We start from the raw sequence: 16,613 nt of genomic DNA on the forward strand, positions 1-16,613 counted from the left end.
TTACTCAATGGGCGTTGCTACATATTCTTCCAGGATATGAACGTCTTCAACATTACATTCTGGATAGATCCATTTTGCCCAGTTGTTGATAACCCATGTTGTACTTAAAGCTCTACCTTCCTTCGAACAACTTTCAGCAGGCAATGCTATTAATATTAAACCTGCTTTATAGCCAGTAGACACAACTAGACCATGAGTATCAAAAAGATCGATAACCATAAAATCTACCCATGACTCATAAGGCCAAACCGCCGGTAATCTAAAAACCGAACCTCTCTTGATAGACTCATTTTTATAATCAACCAATCTCATTATTTCACCTTCAAATTGTGACCGCCCGATTTATCTTGGCTGTTAGGTATCTTTTGCATAGAGAAGTCAACCTCACCTAAGTGCTTCCCTTTCGGTGTCAGAACTTCAAATCGTGCATGTTGCGTATCAAGCGCATAAAGGTTTCCATCTTGATCTTTATACACTTCCCGACCACCATTCATTTGAGTTAATCGATTATCCTTAACCATGCCGTTCTCTGCGGCTACCTTTGGAGCTGTTTGTTTTATAATAGCTACACGCTCTCCCGGCGGAAGACTGACTAAACTTTTCTCGAAGGCGCCGACTGCCTGACCTGTTGCGATTTTAATGGTAGGATCAACTGCCTTAACAACGTTCGGCAATTTCTTACCCGGCAACATAATCCCTGCCAGCATTCCACCTGTGGCTTCCAGCGCAGCCTGATTTCCTCCGGCCGCCTGTTTGACCGTATCCGCAACCGCTGACCAAGTTTCGCTTTTCATCAGCGCGGCAACACTATCGGCCACTGCCTGATTTTTCCCGGCCAGATCGCTCATTGCTCTGCTGCAATAACTGTCGCCCGCAGCACATGAAGCCAGCGCCATTGCTGCATCCGCAACATAATCTGCTGAACCTAATGCTGCATCACTAGTATCTGCAAGGGCGTTAATAATACCGTTTGCGATGGAAGAAGTCGTACCCTCGCCAAGTTTGTCCCTGACCTGAGTTTTCCACCACTCAGCGCTCTCTTTAACTGATTTCCGGGATTCATCCCCGGCCAGAGAGTTATTCTCCACCGCATTCTTCCCGGCCTGCGCACCCGCCACCGCATCCGCGCTGCTGCCTCCGCTAAGCCCCCCCATCAGTCCCGCCGCCAGCGTACTCAGCGCGCTTATCGTCGACTTCTGCTCTTCCGACAGCTCTTCTGTCTTAACACCCGGATAATATTCCGCCGCTATCCAGCGTCCCAGCAATTCGCCGCTCACCGCGCCTGCCGCCCCCGCCAGCGCGCTGTTATTTCCCGATGCCGCCGCTATCGCTCCCCACACCGCGTGCGCCATCGCATTGGCTTCCACATTCACCTTGCCCGTCGCGCTGTCCGTCGTCTGGCTGTGAATGATTTCCGCCACATACGGGCTCACTGCGCCACTCGCCGCCTGCGCCAGGTCGCCCCCCGCCAGACCCTGCATCGCCGCCGTTACCGCCTGCGCCACCTTCTGGTACTTTCCGCCCGTATCGTAGTCCGCCGTCGCCGTTCGGCTCACCTGCGCGTTGATTTGCTCCTCGCTCGGACTGCCATTCCCTCCCGCTACCAGCTTCGCCCGCGCCGCTGCCCGCGCCGCCGGGTCGCTCTGCGCCGCCTGCGCGTTCAGCTTGCCCTGCGTCACCAGCACATCACTCACCTGGCGCCCGATTTCACCTGTCTTCTGCGCCGTCGCCAGCCGGTTCTGCTCTTTCTCCTTATCAAATATCGGGCTCAGCGTCTGGTTCGCATGCGCCGCATCCCGGCTTAACCCCGTCACGTCCTGCTGCTGATTCGCGCTGTCGCGGATAACGATACTGCCCTCGCTCACCGCCGCCCGCGTCAGCGAACTGTCGCTGCCGCTGCCGTTCGCCCCCATCAGCAGTCCACTGGCCGCATTCCCGAGGAACTGCCCCGCCACGCTACCGCTCGTGCTCACTCCCTCGCTCTGCTGCTCCACGCTGTACTCGGCATAGTTTTTAATATCCCGGAAACCCAGCGTCCCGGTATCCAGCCGGTTCAGCTCCGCCGCCGCCGTGCTCGCCAGCACGCTGCCGTTCAGCTGCGTATGCCCGCCCACCTTCACATCAAAACCGCCCTCGCCGGCAAAAATCCCCGTCTGCGCCTCCACCGACGCCCAGGTGCTGTGCATTTTGCTCTGGCTCAGGTTAAGAGAACCCGAACCGCCGCCCATGCTGCCGCTCGCCCCCACGCTGCCGCTACGCTGCTTCGAATCGTAGTTATCGCTGTCCTGCTCGCTGCTCAGCGTCAGGTTACGCCCGACGTCCATTGTCACCTGATGGCCGCTCACCTGCGCCCCGGTCAGCGTCGTATCGCGACCGCTGACGATAGTCACCCGCTCACCGGCGCTGAGGGTCGTTTCGTTATGCGTCAGGCTGTTACCCTTCTCGTGGCCCTTCCCGGCGTTGGCGCTGGCGCTGACCGTCAGCCCGTTCGCGCCCTGGCCGAAGTTAATACCGACGCCAAACGAACTCCCATGGCTCTCGTTTTTACCGCTCAGGGTGCTGGCGTTCTCCGCAGAGAATAAATTCACATCGCGCGCGGCATTGAGCAACGCGCTGCCGCCAGCCTGCAGTTGGCTACCCTCAACGTTGATATCCGTCTCCGTGGCGATAACGCTGAGATTGTTGCCGGCCATCAGGCTGCTGCCGCGGCTGGTGTTCTGCGTTTGTCGCTGAGTGGATTTCGAGGACTGGCTACCCCAGGAGAGGTTGACCCCTATCATGCTCTCCGGACTGGAATCCGCAGTCTGCATCTGCGATGCCTGATACGCCTGTACGCCCGATAATGCCGACTGCAGCCCGCTCAGCGCGGCGAGACGGCCATTGCTCTCGGTGCTGGCCTGGTTGGCGCTGGAAACCGCGGTATTAATGGCGCTGCCCACCATCCCGGATAACGCCAGCGTCAAGCCGCTGGTTTTCTGCTCCACGGTATGGGTCTGGGTGCTCTGGTTTTCCGCTGCCAGAATATTTACGGTTTTACCGGTCAACGCCATATTGTTGCCGGCCACCAGGTCAGATCCCTGAACCGTCAATACATTACCGGCGCTCAGGCTCAAGTTGCCCTGTGAGCTTCCGACGGTACTGGCGGCGCTACTTAACGCCGTCGTTACGTCGGTGGCTTTCAGCGACGAACTGCCGACGCTGAAGCCGACACCGCCGGTGCCGGAAAAGCCGCTATGTTTCTCTTTACGTAGATGGTTTTCCTGGCGACGCTCCTCGGCGGTGGTGATGGTCAGGTTACGCCCCGCCGCAAGGTTGACGTCCTGGGTGCCGGCAACACTGCTGCCGGACACCAGCAGGTCGCGCCCGGCCTGCATCACAATACTGTCACCGCTAAAATTGCTGCCGATGGCGTTCTGCGCCCACACTTCATCGTGAGTGGTGAGCGAACGGCGAGCCAGCAGGCCGCTGCTGCTTTGATGACTGTTTTCCGTCAGGTGCCATGAGGACTCGCCGCTGCTGAGGTTAATATCATTGCCGGCGGCAACCGTCAGACTGTTGGTCGCCGTCACGCTGGCGGCGCGGGCATTCATATCGTGGCCGGCGGACAGCGCCACCGCGCCGCCGTTAATTTGCGTGCCGATATCGCTACGCTGGGTCAAGGAACGATCGTTGCCTTTCCCCCAGTTTCCGCTTTCGCTATGGGTGGTGGCGAGCGTCTGCAGGTTGAGATCGTTGCCGGCGATAATCTGCGTCTGGCTGCCCGCCGCGCTGTTACTCACCATGCTTGCCGTCAGATTAATGTTATGTAACGCCAGCAGCCCCAACTGGCCGTTTTCATTCTGGACATAAATCCCCGCGGGCCGATCGAGGCTGATGTTACCTGGGGCGCCGCCGAGGGTGCTGGCGCTGTTGATATCACGCCCGGCTTGCGCGATCAGGCTATCGCCGCCCTGCAGCGTTCCGCCAATATTGTTGATATCAGTACGCGCGTTTAGCGTGAGCTGGTTGCCGCCGATATAGCCGCTGTTATGAATGTTTTCCGCGGTTAGCTGGGTCACGTCGCGGCTGTGGATGTGCCCGCTGTTGGTCACATCACGGCTCACGCTGAACGCCACGTTTTCACCGCCGAGCAACGCGCCGCTGCCATCGAGATCGCCCGCTTTAACCCGCGCGTAAACCTGCGGCACCAGCACCTGCTGCACGGAGCCATCCGTTAGCGTGACCTCTCTGGCGACCAGCCAGACCATATCGCTGGTCAGCAGCGCCATCTGCGCTGGCGTCAGCGCCACCCCGACCGTCAGGTTGTACTGTTTGGCGAAGGCGACGCCCGCGTCCATCAGCGCCCGGTACTGCTCTTCATCGTTACTGTAGCCCTGCAGGTAGCGCCCGCCGCTCAGCTTAACGATCTGCTCACGCACCAGCCGCTGTTCGTAATAGCCGTCGCCAAGCCGCTTCATCGCCTGATCAACGCCCAGCTGATTTTGCATGTAGTCGCTGGCGAGCCACGCTTTACCGTTGGTAAAACGCGGATCGGTTTCCACCAGATAGCCTGCTTTAGCCTGCGGGTCGATCTGATACAGACTGCTGACAGGAAGCCGGGTATCCGGCGTGACGACGCGAATAACCGTTCCGTCAGCGTTAACCGGCGTCACTTCCGCCAGTCGTCCGGCGGGTATTTCGCCTGTTTCATCGGCGCGATCGCGCGGATTAATCACACCGCTATGGCCATCAATTTGGGTATTGCCCTGCCACTTCATGGTTTGCAAATCGATGGTCTGAACCGTCGGCGTCGGTTCATATTCGCTGCTTTTTTTCCCCTGGCTGGTTTTGGTGCCGCCAAACGGGCGGCTGGTCTTTTTCTCATACCAACGGGTCTGGGTGCCGACGTCGGTGGTCACCCGTTTACCGGTCGTGGCGACGTTGTTTAGTTCGCCAATCACGCCACCGAGCGCTCCTCCGGCGATAATCTGGCTATCGTAGTTATTCAGCTTATCGCTGTTGATGATGAGCTGGCCGCCGGAGAGGATTTTGCCAGGATCGCTTTCCACCACCTGCGTTTCCACAACGGTACGCTGGTACTGGTATTCATAGAACTCATCGCCGCGGCTACCGTCCGGCATGATGGCGTCGTGAACGCCGTATTTGTTTTTATAGCTGGTATCGACCAGCGACCAGTCGAAGCGCTGTACCGATCCTTTCAGCGCCGCTTCATGGCGCCATGACTGCTCGACCATCACATCTTTCGTCACCAGATGGTCGTTGTAGTTATTGATTTGTTGGATATCGAGCGCCATATCACCGGCGGACTCAAGCGTTGCGCTGTGGTTATTAAACACTCCCGCCCGGCCGCTGAGCGAACCGTCTTCGGCAAGCTGGCCGCCAATGGCGAGCGTACCGTCGCTGTAGATTAGCGCGTGATCCTGGTTATTGAGCGTGCCGACGCCCATTGCCAGCGATGCCCGTGCGGCAATCGTCGCCGCCACGCCGTTCTCCGCGGCGTTAGTCAGCGTTGCCGCCTGCAGCGCGACGGCGTCGCCGTACAGGCGCCCGCTGCCGATATTGGTTAACGTCGTGGCGACAATATGGGTTAAACCACCGTCAATCAGCCCCCGATTGACCAGCTCGCCGCTGACCGTCAAATGGTTCTCGCCAGCGCTGATTTCACCTTCCTGACGGTTATCCAGCTTTGCCGCATAGAGATTGAGCGCCCGGCCGGCGCTGATAACCCCCTGATTAATCAGCCCCAGCCCGGAAAGATTCCACTGCAGGTTGCCGTTGGCGATGATCCTCCCGGCGTTATGAAACGCCTGACGCAACGTGAGCGACATATCGCCCTGAGAGAGCACCTCGCCATCGCCGCTGAGGGAATCGGCATCGAGGCTAAGTTTGCTCGCGGCAAGTAACGTTCCGCCCGTATTAGCCAGCGCCAGGTTGACGCCTGCTATTTCCAGAGCGGCGGCGGAGACGATCTGCCCCTGTCGGTTATCCAGCCCCCGGTTGTGAAGGGTGATATTGAGATTACCGCCGGACTGCAGTTCTCCCTGCCGGTTATCAACGGTGGCGCTCTGAATACCCAGGGCATCAAAGGCGGTGATTGTGCCCTGCTGGTTATCCAGTAAACCGCTCGTCGTCAGGTTGACGCGGCCCCGCTGCGCCGTGCCTATCTGCCCGTGACGATTATTAAGATTTTCAGCCTGTAGCCGGATATCGCCGCTGGCGATGATATTCCCCTGCGAGTTATCCACCCCATGGCGCGCAGTGAGCTGAATGTCGCCCTGCGCCGCGCTGATTTTTCCGCCATGGTTGTTCAGATTGTCGGCGTCAAGCTTGATATTGCCATTTGCGGCAAGAACGCCTTCGCGGTTATCCAGCCCTCCTTCAGCGCTCATGGCCAGGTCGCCCTGCGCCGCAATCAATTGCCCCTGCTGGTTCCGAAGGCTGGCCATTTGTAGAGAAAGGCTGCCGCCAGCAACGATATTCCCTTGCGAATTTTCCAGCTCGTGACGGGTAATGAGCTGAGCATTGCCCTGCGACGTGCTTATTTTACCGCTGCGATTATTAATGTTATCGGAGTACAAAACGATATTGCCGTTAGCGGCAATAGTGCCTTCGCCGTTGTCCAGCGCGCCTTCGCTGGTAATAGATATGCTGCCGCTGCCGGTATGCAGCAGCGTTCCGTTTTGATTGAACAACTGGCTGGTTCTGAGCGTCAAAGCATGGCTGTTGCTGGCAATCTCACCGCCGCGGTTATCCAACCCCGCGCGAAAATCAAGGCGTAGATCGTCCTCGCCCGTCTGCTGGATTACGCCCTGTTGGTTATCCAGCGCCATTGCTTTCAGCTCAAGCTGGCTGGCCGTCAACAGGCCACTGTGGTTGTTGAGTTTGCCGCTGGCGGCCAACTGGAGTTTTTCGCTGGCCGCCACCACCGCATCTCGGGTGGTGATATCGCCGGACGCGGCGCTGACCACGATCCGCGCCCCCGAGGTTCGACTGTTATCAAGATCCACCGTCCTGCCCTGCGCCGTCAGCGTCCCTGCCGCCATATTGCGGCCATTCAGCGCCAGCGAGCTCTGGCTATTCAGCGTCAGCGCGCCGCTGCTGGCGGTAGAACCATCGCGATTTAATCCGGCGGCGAGCGTGCTGTTTTGCGCGCTACGCAAAGCGTTGGCGGCAATCCGCGTATCGCCTTGCGCGGCGATCATGCCGTCATTGGTTAGCGTCGCACTGGCCGTCACCACGCTATCTTTACCAGCGTACAGCTGGCCCTGGTTGTGAAGATCGCCCTTAACGGACAATTGCAGACTCTGCGCGGACTGAATCACGCCGCTGTTGCTGAGCGCGCCATCAGCGCTGATTGCTACGTCCCCCGCCGCCGCGCCGATATTGCCGGCATTGTGAACGCCTACGCCGCGCTCGGTACCGACAAGACGAATTTTATGGGCGTACATCCCGCCCAGGGCGCTGACGTCTATCGCCACCGCAGGCAGCGCACTGCCGTCGGCTGATTTTGCCGTCGTTCGGCTGTGCGCCGCATCGATCTGATTACGCCCTGCGGTGACCTTTAGCTCCTGCGCCCAAACCCCGGCGTTGATTTTCACCGCGCGGGCGAGCAGGTCGGTACTGTCTACCGAGCTCGCATTAAGGCCGCCGCCCTGTACGATAATTTCGCCGCGATTGACATCATAACCACTAATCTGCCCGTTACCGTACTGCACCTGGCCTGTCGTCAGCGTCGCGCGGTTAGCATTGATGAACCCGCAGCCGTCGCAGCTAATTCCGGCAGGGTTAGCGATAACCACCTGCGCTTTTTGTCCAGCAACCTCGATATAGCCATTCAGCCGGCTCGGATCGCGGGTATTCACCTCGTTGAGGATCACTCTGGCTTCCCCTTTCGCCAGATTCGGGTTGCCGGCGACCATCCCGGCCAGTTGGGTTGAAGTGTTAGCGTGGCTGTTATTCAGCACCACGCCGCGCCCATCGACGTCAAACTGGCTGTAGACGTTGCGTGAAACGCCTGCGCCGCTCGGTGTCTGAATATTGACCTGCGGCGTGCCATTGGCGCTATTGGCGATCTGCGGTTGCTGGCCGCCGGGCGCATGGTTATCGGCGACAATCGCTGCCTGAGCCGGAGTGAGACAGGAAAAAGCGAGTAGAAAGCTAAAAGCCAGCGGCGCCAGGGTGGACGTCAGCGTCGACCCGGTTCGCGCGTCGGCGCCGGATTGCGGCGACACGCCCGCCCGATGAGAGCGGGTCGTTTCCGCCACCACCATTAACATCCCGCGAGCCTTATTAAATACGATTCGATAAAAGCGTTTATTCATTGCCGTTACTCGTCATCCGTTGTCCACCGCGGCGCGGAAAATCATCCCTGTGCGCAGCACGCGCCGCCAAACGGCGTGTGAGTGAAAGTCAGTAGCTCCAACTGACGCTGAAACCAAAAGTTGCCGGATCGGTTTTAAAGCCATCGGGTTTGGCTAAAGGGATACCGGCGAACAGGTCGTAGCTGGCGCGGTGGTACTGGCCGCGCAGCCCTGCCACGCCCCCGGCGAGGTGTTTGCCCACCAGCGTTTCACTGCCCGCGCCGCCGACTTCGCCGTAATCTGCTCCCAGATAAAACTCCTGCCCCGGTAACGGGGTCGACCAGGCGATATCGTTACGTACGTACCAGCCGTGACTGGCGGTCAGGGTACGCTCGCCGTCAAAGCCGCGTACCGTCCAGCGGTTGCCGATGGAAAACATATCCGGCGAAGTCAGCGGCGTGCTGCTCATCTGCCGCTGATAGCGGCTGGTAAAGCGAAAATTTTGCCCGCCCAGGGCAAAAGGCAAATTGAGCTGAGCATTGAATTGCAGGATTTTGCTGAGGGCGGTTGCTTCCCCCCATTGCTCTTCCGGCGCGGGCTGAGCGCCAAACCAACGGGTACCACGCTGATAGCTCACTCCGGCATCGAGAGTGGCGTTGCCAAGGTAATGGCGATGCTGCAGACCAAGCCTCCAGGCCGCCGTCTGCCGCCGCTGAACGGCAATCTCGGTGTCGTTAATGAAGTTGCGCTGCTCGCGGGCTAACACATCGGCGCTAAGCGTGGTCTTCTGACTACCGCTACGGTGCAGCACGCGGCTCATCTGGAAATCAACGTTCTTGCTTTTACCGCTGTACTGGTAATCGCCGTTGGCTCCCGCCACGGTTTGCACGTAATCGTACTGGCTGGCGGTTAATCCGAGCTGCCAGTAGCCCAGCGGGACCGAATAGTGGCCGGTCAGGTTCTTCGAAGATTTACCGCCGTTGCCATCGAGGTTATGTGAACCGGAAAGGTAAAAAAGATCGCTTAAGGCTAGCGGGTTATCCAGCGACAGCGTCAGGTTCCCCTGATAACGGCCGGTGGCATTAGAGCCGGAATCATCAAGCGAGGCGTCAACGCGCCAGAAGCGTTCCTGTTGGCGGTTAATGACAATATCGCTTTGACCCGGCGTCTCGCCTGGAACAATTTCCATGCTGGCCTGTACCGTCGGCAGGCGCTGCAGATTTTCCAGCCCCTGTTCAATATCGCGCAAATCCAACAGTTTCCCGTCAGTCGCCGGAAATGCGCTCGCCAGCCATAGATAATCATCACTCTGCGCCGTAAACCTGGCTTCACGGATATAACCCGGCACCACCACCAGGCGTAAAACACCGCTTTTTAAGTCCTGCTGCGGAGCCAGGATCCGGCTGGTGATATAACCGCGATCTATTAATATATTCTGCAATTGGGACATCAATAGATTTATTCCCTTTCCTCCCAGACAACGTCCAATCGCTTTATTTGTCTGGTGCTGGAGCGGAAGCCAATGCGGTAAGGCTTCGACGCCCTGCAAAATCACCTGAGAAATAACAAAGCAAGGTTGTTCTACGGAAAATACCCCATCATCGACATTTATTTCTTCAGCGGATAAATGAATATCCGGTGACGGCGGCGCGAGCTGACTTTCCATGGCTTGCTGGCGCTGCTGCTGGTTGATGAACTGCTGCTCACGTACGGTATCCACAGGCGCAGCCCATGCCCAGGCAGGCAATATACAGATAATTAAAACTTTATGAACGAAATTCCATTTATTCATTATAGTTAAGTCACAACTTTCCATGTCGAGTAATAAAAAGCGAAGCGTGGCATTTAATACAACCAAACCCATATCAATATCAACACATATTATTCAATCCACTTCAAAAATTATTGCTTAAAATTATAAACGCGATCATTACTCCATTCTAATGATATGGATGAATCACCGCTAAGTTCTGCCAAAGACAATATGAAATCATCATGAAATAAGAATATGAGATTATGAATTAATATCGATTCACACTGAGAGCATTAGCGCGACCTCTTTTTAGATTCTGCCGCTCCCCCATCGCACTGGGCTGAAATATGCCGTGATCTCAATCACATAATTATCTCTTGTTCACTTGATGGCCAACCGCTTATTTCAGCTAGCGACCGCTTAACCTTCCATACAACCACTCACCGATTTACCCAACTTTACGCGCGCGCTGTTCTGGCAAGATCGGAGGCAGCCTAGCTAATCAATACCTCCATCAACCCTTACTTAAAACCAGACGGCTTCGGCCAATTATTCATCTAATTAACGCCAGGTTTTACTATGGATACCAAAAAACTATTCAAGCACATACCCTGGGTGATTCTCGGAATCATCGGGGCATTTTGCCTCTCAGTCGTCGCGTTGCGCCGCGGTGAGCACGTCAGTGCCCTGTGGATCGTGGTGGCGTCGGTTTCTGTGTACCTCGTCGCTTACCGTTATTACAGCCTGTACATCGCGCAGAAGGTGATGAAGCTTGACCCAACGCGCTCGACGCCGGCGGTCATTAATAACGATGGCCTGAACTATGTGCCGACCAACCGCTACGTGCTGTTTGGCCACCACTTTGCCGCCATTGCCGGCGCCGGCCCGCTGGTTGGCCCGGTGCTGGCCGCGCAGATGGGCTATCTGCCGGGCACCCTGTGGCTGCTGGCCGGCGTGGTGCTGGCGGGCGCGGTACAGGACTTCATGGTGCTGTTTATCTCCTCACGGCGTAACGGCGCCTCGCTGGGCGAGATGATCAAGCAGGAAATGGGGCCGGTTCCGGGCTCTATCGCGCTGTTCGGCTGCTTCCTGATTATGATCATCATCCTCGCGGTGCTGGCGCTCATCGTGGTGAAAGCGCTGGCGGAAAGCCCGTGGGGCGTCTTTACCGTCTGCTCGACGGTGCCTATCGCCCTGTTTATGGGGATCTACATGCGCTTCCTGCGCCCTGGCCGCGTGGGTGAAGTCTCGGTTATCGGTATCGTGCTGCTGGTGGCGTCCATCTGGTTTGGCGGCATCATTGCCCACGACCCGTACTGGGGCCCGGCGCTGACCTTTAAAGACACCACCATCACCTTTACTCTGATTGGCTACGCGTTTATCTCCGCGCTGCTACCGGTATGGCTGATTCTGGCGCCACGTGACTATCTGGCCACCTTCCTGAAAATCGGCGTAATCGTCGGCCTGGCGCTGGGGATCGTTATCCTCAACCCGGACCTGAAAATGCCGGCAGTGACTCAGTACATTGATGGTACCGGTCCGCTGTGGAAAGGCGCGCTGTTCCCGTTCCTGTTTATCACCATCGCCTGCGGCGCGGTCTCCGGCTTCCACGCGCTGATCGCCTCCGGCACCACGCCGAAGCTGCTGGCCAACGAAACCGATGCCCGCTTTATCGGCTACGGCGCGATGCTGATGGAGTCTTTCGTGGCCATCATGGCGCTGGTCGCCGCCTCGATTATCGAACCGGGTCTCTACTTCGCGATGAACACCCCGCCGGCGGGCCTTGGCATTGTCATGCCAAACCTGCACGAAATGGGCGGTGAAAACGCGGCGATGATCGCTGCGCAGTTGAAAGAAGTCACCGTCCACGCGGCGGCGACTGTCAGCTCCTGGGGCTTTGTGATTTCACCTGAGCAGATCCTGCAGACGGCGAAAGATATCGGCGAACCTTCGGTACTGAACCGCGCCGGCGGCGCGCCGACGCTGGCCGTCGGTATCGCCCACGTGTTCCATAAAATCATCCCGATGGCGGATATGGGCTTCTGGTACCACTTTGGTATCCTGTTTGAAGCGCTGTTTATCCTCACCGCGCTGGATGCGGGTACCCGCGCAGGCCGCTTTATGCTGCAGGATCTGTTGGGTAACTTCGTGCCGTTCCTGAAAAAAACCGACTCGCTGGTCGCCGGGATTATCGGTACCGCGGGCTGCGTCGGGCTGTGGGGCTACCTGCTGTATCAGGGCGTGGTCGACCCGCTGGGCGGTGTGAAGAGCCTGTGGCCGCTGTTCGGTATCTCTAACCAGATGCTGGCCGCCGTGGCGCTGGTGCTTGGCACCGTGGTGCTGGTCAAAATGCAGCGCACCAAATATATCTGGGTCACCGTTATCCCGGCAGCGTGGCTGCTGCTGTGCACCACCTGGGCGCTGGGTCTGAAGCTGTTCAGCAGCAATCCGCAGATGGAAGGCTTCTTCTTTATGGCTCAGCAGTATAAAGAGAAGATTGCCGCCGGCGGCGAGCTGACCGCGCAGCAGATTGCCAACATGAATCATATCGTGGTCAACAACTACACCAACGCCGGGCTGAGTATCCTGTTCCTGGTGGTGGTGTACAGCATCATCTTCTACGGCATCAAAACCTGGCTCAACGTGCGCAACAATAAGGTGCGTACCGACAAAGAGACCCCGTACGTGCCGGTACCGGAAGGCGGCGTGAAGACCTCGTCACATCATTAACCCTGATGCCGGATAGTGCTACGCGTATCCGGCCTACAGAAAAGTGCATCAACGTAGGCCGGATATGGCGCTAGCCGCCATCCGGCTTTATTCGTTATCTGGAACTTACAATGTTTGGTAACTTAGGTCAGGCAAAAAAATATCTCGGTCAGGCGGCAAAAATGCTGATTGGCATTCCGGATTACGACAACTACGTCACGCATATGCAAACCAACCATCCGGATCAGCCCTACATGACTTATGAAGAATTCTTCCGCGAACGCCAGCAGGCCCGCTACGGCGGAGACGGCAAAGGCGGCGTACGCTGCTGTTAATGGAGGCAATAATGGCACCGATTGCAGTCACCCTACTCACCGGTTTTCTCGGCGCAGGAAAAACCACCCTCCTGCGCCATATCCTGAATGAGCAGCACGGTTTCAAAATCGCCGTGATTGAAAATGAATTTGGCGAAGTCTCCGTTGACGATCAGCTGATCGGCGACCGCGCCACGCAGATCAAAACCCTGACCAACGGCTGTATTTGCTGTACGCGCTCCAACGAACTGGAAGACGCCCTGCTCGATCTCCTCGACAGTCGCGATCGCGGCGAAATCGAGTTTGACCGGCTGGTGATTGAGTGCACCGGCATGGCCGACCCGGGGCCGATTATCCAGACCTTTTTCTCCCATGAGGTGCTCTGCGAGCGCTATCTGCTGGACGGCGTGATCGCCCTGGTGGATGCCGTCCATGCCGACCAGCAGATGGATCAGTTCACCATCGCCCAGTCGCAGGCCGGCTATGCGGACCGCATTTTGCTAACCAAAACCGATGTTGCCGGCGACACCGAGAAGCTGCGCGAACGGCTGGCGCGCATCAATGCGCGGGCGCCGGTTTATACCGTCATTCACGGCGATATCGATCTAAGCCAGCTGTTTAACACCAGCGGCTTTATGCTGGAAGAAAAGGTTGTCAGCGCCACACCGCGTTTTCATTTTGTTGCAGAAAAGCAGAACGACGTCTCGTCGATTGTGGTCGAGCTCGACTATCCGGTGGATATCAGTGAAGTTTCACGGGTAATGGAGAACCTGTTGCTCTCCTTCGCCGAGCAACTGATGCGCTATAAAGGCATGCTGTGGATCGACGGCGAGCCAAATCGCCTGCTGTTCCAGGGCGTGCAGCGTCTGTACAGCGCCGACTGGGATCGCCCGTGGGGCGATGAAACGCCGCACAGCACGCTGGTATTTATCGGCATTCAGCTGCCGGAAGAGGAAATTCGCGCCGCATTTGCCGGGTTACGACGCTAACCTGCCCGCCTGCGCCCCAAGGCGCAGGCACCGTCCTCTCTCTGACACCTCGTCAAAAACAGGGACCAAAAGTCGGCAGCGCGTCAAAAAATGTAAAGCAACGTTTTAATAAGTAACAGCAGAAACACTTTCGGAAATAATAAGAAACTAAATGAATAGGATCCTTAATAATTAATGCCCGCCCTGTTCAGTTTCTGTTTAGCCCACAAATTAAACCGTTGCTAAACAGGCCAAATTTGATGATTGACCTCGCCGTACCCCAACGTCTTTACAACATTTTCAAAACACCCCTCTGACAAAGTCAGCATAAAAAATCGACTTAAGTCACATTTGCAGATGTAAACATCGATTGTTAAGGTGCGCTCAGACAAATTTAATGACGAGGAGCAAACCATGAAAAAGCTTAACATCCTTATTGTTGCTGCCCTGACCGCGGTCTCTGGTTCCGCCATGGCGATGGGATTTACCGTTGAACAAGGTAAAAACTTTACCAATCTGAATATGGAAATGGGTAAATCCTCTTCTGGCTTGTATGCCGAAAGCCACTGGTTGAAGAATACTGATGATGGTAGCCAGACCGGCGGCGTTGGCGCTGGGTACAACCTGGAAGTGGGCCCGGTAATGCTCAATGCCGGCGCGAAAGCTATCTACCTCGGGCCGAAAAAAGGCGATAACGGCGTCGCGTTTCCGGTCGGCGGCGGGGTGAACGTGGCCCTGACAGACAGCATCCACGTGTTTGGCGAAGGGTATGTCGCGCCGGACGGCCTGAACAACAGCGTGAAAAACTATGTTGAGGCGAACGGCGGCGTGAGCTGGTCTCCGGTGGGTCCACTGACCCTGAAAGTGGGTTACCGTCACGTGAGCGTTGACGGCAAAGAGGGTCGCCCAAACCACACCCTGATTGATGGCGCCTACGTGGGCGGCGGGGTCACCTTCTGATTATGGTCAACGCCCCCGCGATAAGGCTAAGGTGCGCTGAGCATTAGCCATAAAAAAACCTGCCGGATGGCAGGTTTTTTATTGCCGGGTTAAGGGCTTAGCGTCGCACCACCACCAGCTTCTGATTCACAAACTCTTTGATGCCGAGATCGGAGAGCTCCCGTCCGTAACCGGAACGCTTCACGCCGCCAAACGGCAGCTCCGGCGCGGTATCGGTAAGCCAGTTGATATAGACCATCCCGGTTTCAATGGCGGAGGCCATCCGTTTGGCGCGTTCGATATCCTGACTGAACACCGCACCGCCCAGACCATAGTGGGAATCATTGGCCAGCGCGATTGCCTCCTCATCGTTTTTCACCACGTAGATCTGCGCCACCGGGCCAAAGAACTCTTCGAAGTACGCCGGGTTATCACGAGTGATACCGGTCAGGATGGTGGGTTCAAAGAAATTGCCTTCTCGCGCCACCGCTTTGCCGCCCAGATGCAGCGTAGCGCCGTTTTTCACCGCCTCGTCCACCTGCTTTCTTAACGTTTCCAGCGCATCTTTGGAAGAGAGCGGCCCCAGTGTGGTGCTTTCATCCAGCGGATCGCCGATTTTCACCTGGCGAAACGCCTCGCTAAATTTTGTCAGGAACGCATCCGCGATATTTTCGTGCAGGATAAAGCGCTTGGCGGCGGTACACACCTGGCCGGCGTTATTCAGCCGCGCCTGGACGCCGATTTTCACCGCGCGCTCCAGGTCGGCATCGTCCAGCACCACAAACACATCGTTGCCGCCCAGTTCCAGCGTCGATTTCTTAATATGCTTCGCGGCCTGCGCCGCCACCACGCTGCCGGCTTTCTCCGACCCGGTGAGCGCCGCGCCCTGCACGCGATCGTCGGCGATAATCTTCGCCACCTGATCCTGGGAGATAAACAGGTTGGTCCACGCCCCTTCCGGTGCGCCGGCCTCACGCACCAGATGGGCAAAGGTCTCGGCGCAGTGCGGCACAATGCTGGCGTGTTTGGCGATAACCGGGTTGCCGGCCGCCAGGTTTGGCGCCAGGACGCGCATCAGCTGGTAATAGGGGAAGTTCCACGGCTCCACCGCCATTAAGACGCCGATGGGATGATGCTCAACCCAGGCGTCGCCGAGTTCGGAGGGATATTTCACCGGCGCCAGCAACGATTTGGCGTTATCGGCGTAATAGCGGGCGATCTGCGCGCAAAGTTTCACTTCGCCGCGGCTCTGATTAATGAGTTTCCCCATCTCCTGGCTGGCGATTTTCGCCAGTTCCTCCGCCCGGCTGTCGATAAGATCCGCCAGCTTATGCAGTACCGCCAGCCGCGGTTCAATATCGCCTTTTGCCCAGGCAGAATGGTAGAGCGCATCCGCCTGCTGCAGCGCCGCCTCCACGTCCGCGTCGCTGTGCGCCGGGTACGTTTTAATAAGCTGATTGTTCGCAGGATTCACCGTCTGATAAGCCATGTCGCATGTCTCCTTGTTATCGCTATTAAGGCAGTCAAAAATGCCGTCAAGGATATTAAGGGTAGTCGAGATGGCTGGCGATGCGGGTAAAGTTAGGTATATCCGGAATATTCCATAAAGAGGCTAACCGGGGCTACCATC

At 57.2% G+C, this 16,613-nt stretch carries 8 protein-coding genes; 4 read left to right on the forward strand and 4 right to left on the reverse strand.

Translation table 11 applies throughout. The annotated features are described in order from the left end of the window. The 3 genes from imm45 to CWM57_RS23015 all read right to left on the reverse strand — a co-directional run bounded on the left by imm45 (window position 1) and on the right by CWM57_RS23015 (window position 10,092). Window positions 1-312, reverse strand: coding sequence for an Imm45 family immunity protein (gene imm45, locus CWM57_RS23005; protein WP_074387162.1), 312 nt, complete (start codon window positions 310-312; stop codon window positions 1-3). Beyond that, entirely contained in the window at window positions 312-8,276 is a 7,965-nt protein-coding gene (locus CWM57_RS23010; protein ID WP_413773451.1) for a hemagglutinin repeat-containing protein, read from the reverse strand. Before CWM57_RS23010 ends, imm45 begins: the two co-directional genes overlap by 1 nt. A 133-nt stretch (window positions 8,277-8,409) precedes the next feature. Continuing rightward, a complete protein-coding gene (locus CWM57_RS23015; protein WP_100676426.1) occupies window positions 8,410-10,092 on the reverse strand; it encodes a ShlB/FhaC/HecB family hemolysin secretion/activation protein in 1,683 nt (560 codons plus the stop codon). Window positions 10,093-10,632: 540 nt separating this feature from the next. Between CWM57_RS23015 and CWM57_RS23020 the strand changes: the two genes are divergently transcribed. From CWM57_RS23020 to CWM57_RS23035, 4 genes are all read left to right on the forward strand, one after another. Continuing rightward, a complete protein-coding gene (locus CWM57_RS23020; RefSeq protein WP_008807580.1) occupies window positions 10,633-12,783 on the forward strand; it encodes a carbon starvation CstA family protein in 2,151 nt (716 codons plus the stop codon). Between the two features lie 110 nt (window positions 12,784-12,893). After that, the gene (locus CWM57_RS23025; protein WP_002887451.1) at window positions 12,894-13,097 is read left to right on the forward strand and encodes a YbdD/YjiX family protein; all 204 of its coding nucleotides are present in this window, start codon (window positions 12,894-12,896) and stop codon (window positions 13,095-13,097) included. Between the two features lie 11 nt (window positions 13,098-13,108). After that, window positions 13,109-14,065 (forward strand): GTPase, encoded by a 957-nt coding sequence (gene yjiA / locus CWM57_RS23030; RefSeq protein ID WP_100676427.1) that lies wholly within the window; start codon window positions 13,109-13,111, stop codon window positions 14,063-14,065. 393 nt (window positions 14,066-14,458) lie between these two features. Next, a complete protein-coding gene (locus CWM57_RS23035; RefSeq protein WP_004204167.1) occupies window positions 14,459-15,004 on the forward strand; it encodes a YfaZ family outer membrane protein in 546 nt (181 codons plus the stop codon). A gap of 97 nt (window positions 15,005-15,101) precedes the next feature. Here the strand turns inward: CWM57_RS23035 and CWM57_RS23040 are convergent, their stop codons facing one another. Next, the gene (locus tag CWM57_RS23040; RefSeq protein WP_100676428.1) at window positions 15,102-16,472 is read right to left on the reverse strand and encodes an NAD-dependent succinate-semialdehyde dehydrogenase; all 1,371 of its coding nucleotides are present in this window, start codon (window positions 16,470-16,472) and stop codon (window positions 15,102-15,104) included. Window positions 16,473-16,613 lie beyond the last annotated feature (141 nt).

Origin of the sequence: Klebsiella sp. G-Nf4, assembly GCF_002810615.1 — a bacterium.
Taxonomy (GTDB): domain Bacteria; phylum Pseudomonadota; class Gammaproteobacteria; order Enterobacterales; family Enterobacteriaceae; genus Klebsiella; species Klebsiella variicola.

What these genes read in the sequence shown, in the direction of transcription:
- imm45 (WP_074387162.1), bottom strand. Translation starts at nt 312, where the DNA reads ATGAGATTGGTTGATTATAAAAATGAGTCTATCAAGAGAGGTTCGGTT.
- CWM57_RS23010 (WP_413773451.1), bottom strand. Translation starts at nt 8,276, where the DNA reads ATGTTAATGGTGGTGGCGGAAACGACCCGCTCTCATCGGGCGGGCGTG.
- CWM57_RS23015 (WP_100676426.1), bottom strand. Translation starts at nt 10,092, where the DNA reads ATGAATAAATGGAATTTCGTTCATAAAGTTTTAATTATCTGTATATTG.
- CWM57_RS23020 (WP_008807580.1), top strand. Translation starts at nt 10,633, where the DNA reads ATGGATACCAAAAAACTATTCAAGCACATACCCTGGGTGATTCTCGGA.
- CWM57_RS23025 (WP_002887451.1), top strand. Translation starts at nt 12,894, where the DNA reads ATGTTTGGTAACTTAGGTCAGGCAAAAAAATATCTCGGTCAGGCGGCA.
- yjiA (WP_100676427.1), top strand. Translation starts at nt 13,109, where the DNA reads ATGGCACCGATTGCAGTCACCCTACTCACCGGTTTTCTCGGCGCAGGA.
- CWM57_RS23035 (WP_004204167.1), top strand. Translation starts at nt 14,459, where the DNA reads ATGAAAAAGCTTAACATCCTTATTGTTGCTGCCCTGACCGCGGTCTCT.
- CWM57_RS23040 (WP_100676428.1), bottom strand. Translation starts at nt 16,472, where the DNA reads ATGGCTTATCAGACGGTGAATCCTGCGAACAATCAGCTTATTAAAACG.